Below are 7,821 nucleotides of genomic sequence, written 5' to 3' on the forward strand. Positions count from 1 at the left end.
GCGAATACGCCACAGTCTGCTGCGTTGCGGCGACGCGTCCGCGTGAGTCCCACGCGTGTGACTCCCCAGCCCGATGCACCAGTGTAAGGCGTTAGTAAGTCGCTCGTCTTAATGTGACGTCAGCGATTCGTTTTAGGCTTAATTGCAATCGTTTTTGCATATCCATAAGAGGGGACAACTCATGGCAGCAATTGAATCGGTATTGCAGGAGCAGCGCGTTTTCGCGCCGCCGGCGGCGCTGGTCGCCAACGCGAACATTTCCGGCATGCCCGCCTATGAGGCGCTGTGCGCCGAGGCCGAGAAAGATTACGAGGGATTCTGGGCGCGTCAGGCGCGCGAGAATCTGGCCTGGCACAAGCCGTTCACCAAAGTCCTCGACGAGACCAACGCCCCGTTTTACACGTGGTTCGAAGACGGTCAGATCAACGCTTCCTACAACTGCCTGGACCGCCAGATCGAAGCGGGCCTGGGCGACAAACCCGCCATCCTCTTCGAAGCCGACGACGGCACGGTGACCTCCGTCACCTATCGCGACCTGCTCGCGCGCGTGAACCGCTTTGCGAACGCGCTCAAGGCCAAGGGCGTGAAGAAGGGCGATCGCGTGGTCATCTACATGCCGATGTCGGTCGAGGGCGTGGTCGCCATGCAGGCGTGCGCGCGCATCGGCGCGACCCACTCGGTCGTGTTCGGCGGTTTTTCAGCCAAGTCCCTCAACGAGCGCGTGATCGACGCGGGCGCCGTGGCTATCGTCACCGCCGACGAGCAGATGCGCGGCGGCAAGGCGCTGCCCCTAAAGGCCATCGTCGACGAAGCGCTCGCGATGGGCGGCTGCGACCATGTGAAGTCGGTGATCGTCTATCGCCGCACGGGCGGCAATGTGACGATGCAGGCCGGTCGCGACGAAGTCATGCAGGATCTCGTCGCTGGCCAATCGGACCAATGCGAGCCGGAGTGGGTGGGCGCGGAGCATCCGTTGTTCATCCTCTACACCTCGGGCTCGACGGGCAAGCCCAAGGGCGTGCAGCACAGCACGGGCGGCTACCTGCTGTGGGCGTCGCTCACGATGCAGTGGACCTTCGACATCAAGCCGGACGACGTCTTCTGGTGCACGGCCGACATCGGCTGGATCACCGGTCACACCTACATCGCCTACGGCCCGCTGGCCGTGGGAGCCACGCAGGTCGTGTTCGAAGGCGTGCCGACGTACCCGAACGCCGGCCGTTTCTGGGAGATGATCGACCGTCACAAGGTCACGGTGTTCTACACCGCGCCCACGGCGATCCGTTCGCTCATCAAGGCTGCCGAGCAAGCGCCGGACGTGCATCCGAAGAAATACGATCTGTCGTCGCTGCGCATTCTCGGGTCGGTCGGTGAGCCGATCAATCCAGAAGCGTGGATGTGGTACTACGAGAGCGTTGGCCGCGGGCGTTGCCCGATTGTCGACACGTGGTGGCAGACGGAGACGGGCGGTCACGTGATCACGCCGCTGCCGGGGGCGACCCCGCTGGTGCCGGGTTCGTGCACGTTGGGTCTGCCGGGCGTGGCGGTGGCCATCGTCGACGAAACCGGTCAGGACGTGCCGAACGGTCAGGGCGGCATGCTCGTGATCAAGCGTGCGTGGCCGTCGATGATTCGCACGATCTGGGGCGATCCGGAGCGTTACAAGTCGAGTTACTTCCCGCCCGAGCTGGGCGGCAAGATCTATCTGGCGGGCGACGGTTCGATTCGCGACGCCAAGACCGGTTACTTCACCATCATGGGCCGTATCGACGACGTGCTGAACGTCTCGGGTCACCGCATGGGCACGATGGAAATCGAGTCGGCGCTGGTGGCCAACCCGATCGTGGCCGAGGCTGCGGTGGTGGGGCGTCCGGACGACACGACCGGCGAGGCCATCGTGGCGTTCGTGGTGCTCAAGCGTTCGCGTCCGACGGGTGACGAGGCCAAGCAACTGGCGCTCGAACTGCGTAACTGGGTGGGCAAGGAGATCGGACCGATCGCCAAGCCGAAGGACATTCGTTTCGGTGACAACCTGCCGAAGACGCGTTCCGGCAAGATCATGCGTCGTTTGTTGCGTGTGATCGCCAAGGGCGAGGAAATCACGCAGGACACGTCGACCCTTGAGAACCCGGCGATTCTGGAGCAGCTCAAGCAGGCGCAGTAAGCGCGGGCTCCCTTGCCTTCCCGGCCTGCCATGGCAAAACGCTCGCAGACCGGCGCCTCCGACGCGACCAGCAACGCTGGCGCGCCGCAGGCGACCGGCCTCGACGGCATGCCGCCGGACCTGGTGTCCGGGGGCATGCCGCTCGCGCCCCCTGCATCCTCTGCACCTCCCGGACTTTCCGACATCGACTGGCATGACGCGGCGGCGGCGATTGCGTCGCGTCATTGGCGTCGCACGTTGTGGTTGGTGGCGGTGCTGATGGTGATTGGTTTCGGGGTGACGTTCGTGCCGCAGTTCTGGGCGCGAGAATGGGCCGCGATGCGATTTGGCGGATGGCCGCTGCCGTTCTACATGGGCGCGCAGGGCGCGATTCTGATCGACATCGTGTTGATCGTCGTCTACGCGTCGATGCAGCGGCTCAACGACGCGCGCTATCACAAAGCGTTGCACGCGCTGCGCGATGCGCGTCGCGACAGTCTGCGTCTTGATGGCGACGAGCAGCAAAGTGCGATGACGTCCGCCGCCTCACCAAGTGCTTCCTCTCGCGCCGCGTCGGCGCAAACCTACCAATGAGTTTCACGCGCAGGCTGGTGCGGTACTACCTGTACTACACGGCGGGCTTTCTCGCATTCGTGTTGATGATCGGTCTGCTCGAGCGGGTCAATGGCCCGGGCGTGTGGATCGGCTATGCGTTCCTGTTCGTGACGATTGCCGTCTACGCGGTGATCGGCTTGATTTCGCGGACTTCGGACGCCGCCGAATACTACGTCGCGGGTCGTCGCGTGCCGCCGATGTTCAACGGCATGGCGTGCGCGGCGGACTGGATGAGCGCGGCGTCGTTCATGGGGCTGGCGGGTTCGCTTTACGTGTCTGGCTACGACGGCCTCGCCTACGTCATGGGATGGACGGGCGGGTACTGTCTGGTGGCGTTCCTGCTCGCGCCGTATCTGCGCAAGATGGGACGCTACACGGTGCCGGACTTTCTCGGCACGCGTTACGACAGCAATCTGGTGAGGGCGCTGGGCGTCTTCTCGACGATTCTGTGTTCGTTCGTCTATCTCGTGGCGCAGATTCAGGGCGTGGGGTTGATTGCGTCGCGCTTCATCGGTGTCGAGTTCACCATCGGCATCTTCTTCGGGCTGGCGGGCATTCTCGTTTGTTCGTTCCTGGGCGGCATGCGTGCCGTGACTTGGACGCAGGTGGCGCAGTACATCATCATGATCACGGCATTTCTGGTGCCGACCGCGATGATCGGTCATCAGACGGGCAACGGCTGGTTCCCGCAGTTCTCTTACGGTGAGGCGTTGGCGAAGGTCGAGGCGCTGGAGAGGGAGATACAGCAGTCGATACCCGAGCGCGAAGTTCGGGACTACTACCGTGAGCAGGCGGAGCAGATGCAACGCAGGCTGGACGGTTTGCCCGACACGTTTTACAGCGAGCGAGCGGAGTTGGAGCGGCAGTTGCTCGATACGAAGCGCCGCAATGGTCCGTTGCGCGACGTGAAGGTGCTGGAGACGAAGCTTGAGGCGTTTCCGCGCGACGCGGGGGAGGCGCAGAACCAGTGGCTGGAGATGCGCAATCAGTATGTCGAGCGTAGCGAGCTGCCGCGCTCCATGACCGAGCCGTTCCCGGCGCGAGACGATACGACGCGCAGTTCGCAGCGTCTGAATTTTCTGTTGTTGATGGTATGCCTGATGATCGGCACGGCGAGCTTGCCGCACATTTTGACGCGCTACGGCACGACCGCGACGGTGCAGGGCGCGCGCAGTTCGGTGGGGTGGACATTGTTCTTCGTCGCGCTGTTGTATGTGAGTGCGCCGGCGTTGGCGGTGATGCTCAAGTACGATGTGCTGTTGCACCTGGTGGGGGCGCGTTATGAAAACCTGCCGGGGTGGGTAACGCAATGGCGGCATGCGACGCCGGTGCAGTTGGACATCTCCGACGTTTATCGCGACGGCGTGGTGCAGTGGGGCGAGATCTGGATGCATCCGGACATGCTGGTGCTGGCCGGCCCGGAGATTGCGGGGTTGCCGTACGTCATTTCGGGGTTGGTGGCGGCAGGGGCGTTGGCGGCGGTGTTATCGACGGCGGATGGGTTATTGCTGACCATTGCGAATGCGTTGTCGCACGACGTCTACTTTCATATGGTGGACAGGAACGCGTCGAGTCAGAAGCGGGTGACGACGTCGAAGATTCTGTTGTTGTGCGTGGCGATGTTTGCGTCGTATGTGACGTCGCTGAAGCTGGGAAACATCTTGTTCCTGGTGGGGGCGGCGTTTTCGTTGGCGGCGTCGTGCCTGTTCCCGGCGTTGGTGCTGGGGGTGTTCTGGAAGCGGACGACGCGGCTGGGCGCGACGGCGGGGATGGTGAGCGGATTGTTGGTGTGCGTGTATTACATCATGACCACGTACCCGTTCTTCACGCGCCTGACGGGCTTCGCGGGCGCCCGCTGGTGGGGCGTGGACCCGATCTCGGCGGGAGCGTTCGGGGTTCCGGTAGGGTTCGCGGTGGCGATCGCATTCAGCTTGCTCGGCGGACGCCCAAGCGAGAGGGACCGGCAACTGGTCGACCATCTGAGGCGCCCTTGAGGCGTTGTTGAAGTGCCTGTGAAGCGGGGACGAGGAAGAATTTTCGGCATGGAAGGGCCGAAAGGTTATGAGATATCGCCGAAGACCTGCTATAATGCGCGACCTTCAGGAGAGATGGATGAGCGGTTTAAGTCGCACGCCTGGAAAGCGTGTATAGGTTAATAGCCTATCGGGGGTTCGAATCCCCCTCTCTCCGCCAAAAGCACCAAAAAACCCCATAAAATCAAGTATTTTATGGGGTTTTTGTTTTTCGACTATCAAATCAACATCAAATATAAATCCGTTGATCGAGAGGGCTTGGTAGGCAAGAATTGGGGTGAATTTCATAATGTGATATAATTGCATTGCGATTTGCGTTCGTTGCGTCACCGTGTGGGGCAAGAACATGCAAGCATTTCGCACTGCTATGACCACCGGTAGAGAACCGGCATTCCTCGCGTCGAGCACGTTCAGCGCTTCGATTATTTTCTAGAGCTTTATCCCGACGACGAATCCGGCCAGCCCGGAGGCATTCGCTCGTCCGTTTTTCGGGAGCAATATGAAATCGTTACTCATCTACGGCGAGGCGCAACGCTTCGCCTTGGGGCGGGTCGTTGCAACACCGGCAGCCCTCAATGCGCTCGCTGATGCCGGTGCGCATCCAGTCGAGCTCCTAAATAGACACGCTGCGGGAGATTGGGGAGAAGTATCTGATGCCGACGCCTTACTGAATAATCGGGCGCAGGCTAGCGGCTTGCGAATCCTGTCGTGTTACCGACTGCCGAAATCAGGACATCGAGTCTGGATCATCACCGAAGCTGACCGCACAGCGACAACAATATTGCTTCCCAAAGATTACTGAACGGCCACAGTGAGACGGGTACGCAACCGTCCTCGGGGCTACCTTTTCCTGCGTCCTTACGCACGCAGTTCGTCCAGAACCTTATCCAAAAAAACGTGTGGCTTGACTCCTAGTGCCGCGAGCACTTCTAGAAGTTCAATCATGTCCAGGCGACGGATGCCACTCTCGTATTTCGATACGAATGACTGAGGTTTGTTGAGTTTTTCGGCGAGCTCACCCTGAAGTAACCCTAGTTCCTTGCGTTCACGTAGCAGGAGTTCTGCGAGTTTTTGATATCTCGGGTCGTGGAGCGGATGTGCCATAGACATATCCTACAAGTTGATACAGAATATCCCAAATGCGAAAATGGGAAATTCACGTGGACATTTGGATCTGGGGCGCTGTGCTTTTGCTCGCGTGCATCTCGGGAATTTGGGGAGTGGTGGTGGGCGAAAAGCGTCGATTACTCGTCAACCGCTTCGCGTTTCCAGTCGGCTACTGGTGCGCAGCAGCAATGGTGCTCGGTCCCTTCGTGTTCGTCATGTACGCGCTAGTTCGGCGGAAGGTCGTACGAATGCTCGTTAATTCGGCATGGGTGGCGTCGGGGCCCGAGGATGCCCCAATGAAGGAGCGATTGCACCGTTTGTCTCGATTGGCCGACGCACATCTGCTCTCCCCTCAGATCTTTTCCATCTGCGTGAAGCAAACCTCTGCGCAACAGCATCGTTGTGCGCTCACACAAGCCCGCGAATGAATCGCGAGGCATAACCGTAATCGACAGATTCACACACCATGCACAAGAAACTTGAAATCAGCCTGACAGTTGGCATCGCCCTGATCGCGGTAACGAATTCGGTTGTTTCCGCGGAACTCCCGCCAGCTTGCGCGCAACTTGCCCGCGCATATGACATTTGTACTCGGGACTACTTGGAATTTGTAGCGTTGGTTGAGCCTGCGTCGTTGCCCGCGATCAAGCAGACCTTCAAAGAGGGAGACATCGGGGGAATGTGGAGGAAAGCCATGCGACAAGTTGGGGCTGAAAAGACGGCCGTTGCATGTGCGTCGTCGGAAGTCAAAGGCCAGTTCATCAGTTCGCTATCCGGCTTACCTGTCGTCATGGGTTTCAAGGGGGGAGACGGACGGCGCTGCGCCCAAGCCATTAGCGACATTCGGTAGACGTTTGTCCAGCACTTCGCAAGTGCACCGAATTTTCGAGAGATTTCTGAGCGACCGCTTCTACTCGGTTTATACAGATAGTGGGGACGTCGCAGCGCGCTCAATCACAACACTAGGTGAGTTTGCCAGTATGTTTGAAGAAGCAATTGGAGCCGGGATTGGCAGAAATGTCGACGCGATTCTCCGGAGTCGGTGCGATTGGAAGAATAAGGTGGTTGTCGATCTGGCATGCGGGGACGGTCGCACGACTTATATCTTGCGAGGTCTCGGGGCACATGTCGTGCCTTATGACATCCTGCCTGAGCGATGCAAGCTCGATGGCGGGGCTCAATATGCAGACATCATGGAGGGCTTGCCCATCGAAAGCGACTCCGTGGATATGGTGATCCTGCAAGAAGTGATTGAGCACCTTCCAAACCACTTGGCCGCGTTAACCGAGATTTGCCGGATACTGAAGCCCGGCGGGGAACTGTTTCTGACGACTCCCAACCGTAGCTCAATCGTCTCAAAGTTGGCATACCTTTGCTTCGAAAGCGAAATTCTTCGCGGCACCCCCGCGAGCGCAATAGAGAGCATTTGGGGAGAGTCAGGTGACCGACGGTACTACGGGCACTTGTTCCTGATGGGGGTGCAGCAACTGAGAACACTCTCGATGCTTGCGGGCTTTTCTTCTATGCAGGTTCACCGGACCGAAAAGAGTACCTCCTCACAATGGCTGATGCTGCCACTGTATCTAGCACTTCTCGGGATTAGTTATCGCGCTTACCGTCGGGCGGTTCGTAGATCCGCGACTCAAGCGTATGTCTTAGAGAAGAAGGCGCAGTTCACGCTCAACGTAGACGGCCGGATTCTCACGAACAAGTTTCTGATTGCGACCTTAACGAAGTGACACAGTGCTGACGCACACATGCCGCAGCGGTACTCTGCAACTGAAAAGGCGTGCCGCGCATAAGCACTTCCAAGGACATCCGGTTTGGCGGGGGGGGTGCCCCTATGTAGTTCGTCAAGCACTGGTGGCAGTTTTGGGTTGATAAAAAGTGCCGTCGCGCAGCATGGCAAAAAGGACGTCGCAG

General features: G+C 59.6%; 8 protein-coding genes and 1 tRNA gene. 8 read left to right on the plus strand and 1 reads right to left on the minus strand.

The window, feature by feature from the left end; all coding sequences use genetic code 11:
• Positions 1 to 181: 181 nt before the first annotated feature.
• The 5 genes from acs to ACIPHM_RS23400 all read left to right on the plus strand — a co-directional run bounded on the left by acs (position 182) and on the right by ACIPHM_RS23400 (position 5,593).
• Entirely contained in the window at positions 182 to 2,164 is a 1,983-nt protein-coding gene (gene acs / locus ACIPHM_RS23380) for an acetate--CoA ligase (RefSeq protein ID WP_400333714.1), read from the plus strand.
• Positions 2,165 to 2,194: 30 nt separating this feature from the next.
• On the plus strand, positions 2,195 to 2,737 hold the full coding sequence (locus ACIPHM_RS23385; RefSeq protein ID WP_400333716.1) for a DUF4212 domain-containing protein: 543 nt from the start codon (positions 2,195 to 2,197) through the stop codon (positions 2,735 to 2,737).
• Positions 2,734 to 4,752 (plus strand): VC_2705 family sodium/solute symporter, encoded by a 2,019-nt coding sequence (locus tag ACIPHM_RS23390; RefSeq protein WP_400333719.1) that lies wholly within the window; start codon positions 2,734 to 2,736, stop codon positions 4,750 to 4,752. The genes ACIPHM_RS23385 and ACIPHM_RS23390 overlap by 4 nt, the downstream gene beginning before the upstream one ends.
• A 108-nt stretch (positions 4,753 to 4,860) precedes the next feature.
• Positions 4,861 to 4,951 (plus strand) — tRNA-Ser (locus ACIPHM_RS23395).
• Between the two features lie 339 nt (positions 4,952 to 5,290).
• Positions 5,291 to 5,593, plus strand: coding sequence for a hypothetical protein (locus ACIPHM_RS23400; protein WP_400333721.1), 303 nt, complete (start codon positions 5,291 to 5,293; stop codon positions 5,591 to 5,593).
• A 56-nt stretch (positions 5,594 to 5,649) separates the two neighbouring features.
• Here ACIPHM_RS23400 and ACIPHM_RS23405 read toward each other — a convergent pair whose 3' ends face one another.
• The gene (locus ACIPHM_RS23405) at positions 5,650 to 5,895 is read right to left on the minus strand and encodes a helix-turn-helix domain-containing protein (protein WP_400333723.1); all 246 of its coding nucleotides are present in this window, start codon (positions 5,893 to 5,895) and stop codon (positions 5,650 to 5,652) included.
• 35 nt (positions 5,896 to 5,930) lie between these two features.
• Between ACIPHM_RS23405 and ACIPHM_RS23410 the strand changes: the two genes are divergently transcribed.
• The 3 genes from ACIPHM_RS23410 (at position 5,931) to ACIPHM_RS23420 (ending at position 7,637) form a co-directional block, all read left to right on the plus strand.
• A complete protein-coding gene (locus tag ACIPHM_RS23410) occupies positions 5,931 to 6,326 on the plus strand; it encodes a hypothetical protein (RefSeq protein ID WP_400333726.1) in 396 nt (131 codons plus the stop codon).
• Positions 6,327 to 6,364: 38 nt separating this feature from the next.
• Positions 6,365 to 6,748, plus strand: coding sequence for a hypothetical protein (locus ACIPHM_RS23415; RefSeq protein WP_400333728.1), 384 nt, complete (start codon positions 6,365 to 6,367; stop codon positions 6,746 to 6,748).
• A 130-nt stretch (positions 6,749 to 6,878) separates the two neighbouring features.
• Entirely contained in the window at positions 6,879 to 7,637 is a 759-nt protein-coding gene (locus ACIPHM_RS23420) for a class I SAM-dependent methyltransferase (protein ID WP_400333731.1), read from the plus strand.
• Positions 7,638 to 7,821: the final 184 nt, after the last annotated feature.

Origin of the sequence: Pandoraea sp. NPDC087047, assembly GCF_044745225.1 — a bacterium.
Lineage (GTDB): Bacteria > Pseudomonadota > Gammaproteobacteria > Burkholderiales > Burkholderiaceae > Pandoraea.

What these genes read in the sequence shown, in the direction of transcription:
- acs (WP_400333714.1), top strand. Translation starts at nt 182, where the DNA reads ATGGCAGCAATTGAATCGGTATTGCAGGAGCAGCGCGTTTTCGCGCCG.
- ACIPHM_RS23385 (WP_400333716.1), top strand. Translation starts at nt 2,195, where the DNA reads ATGGCAAAACGCTCGCAGACCGGCGCCTCCGACGCGACCAGCAACGCT.
- ACIPHM_RS23390 (WP_400333719.1), top strand. Translation starts at nt 2,734, where the DNA reads ATGAGTTTCACGCGCAGGCTGGTGCGGTACTACCTGTACTACACGGCG.
- ACIPHM_RS23400 (WP_400333721.1), top strand. Translation starts at nt 5,291, where the DNA reads ATGAAATCGTTACTCATCTACGGCGAGGCGCAACGCTTCGCCTTGGGG.
- ACIPHM_RS23405 (WP_400333723.1), bottom strand. Translation starts at nt 5,895, where the DNA reads ATGGCACATCCGCTCCACGACCCGAGATATCAAAAACTCGCAGAACTC.
- ACIPHM_RS23410 (WP_400333726.1), top strand. Translation starts at nt 5,931, where the DNA reads ATGCGAAAATGGGAAATTCACGTGGACATTTGGATCTGGGGCGCTGTG.
- ACIPHM_RS23415 (WP_400333728.1), top strand. Translation starts at nt 6,365, where the DNA reads ATGCACAAGAAACTTGAAATCAGCCTGACAGTTGGCATCGCCCTGATC.
- ACIPHM_RS23420 (WP_400333731.1), top strand. Translation starts at nt 6,879, where the DNA reads ATGTTTGAAGAAGCAATTGGAGCCGGGATTGGCAGAAATGTCGACGCG.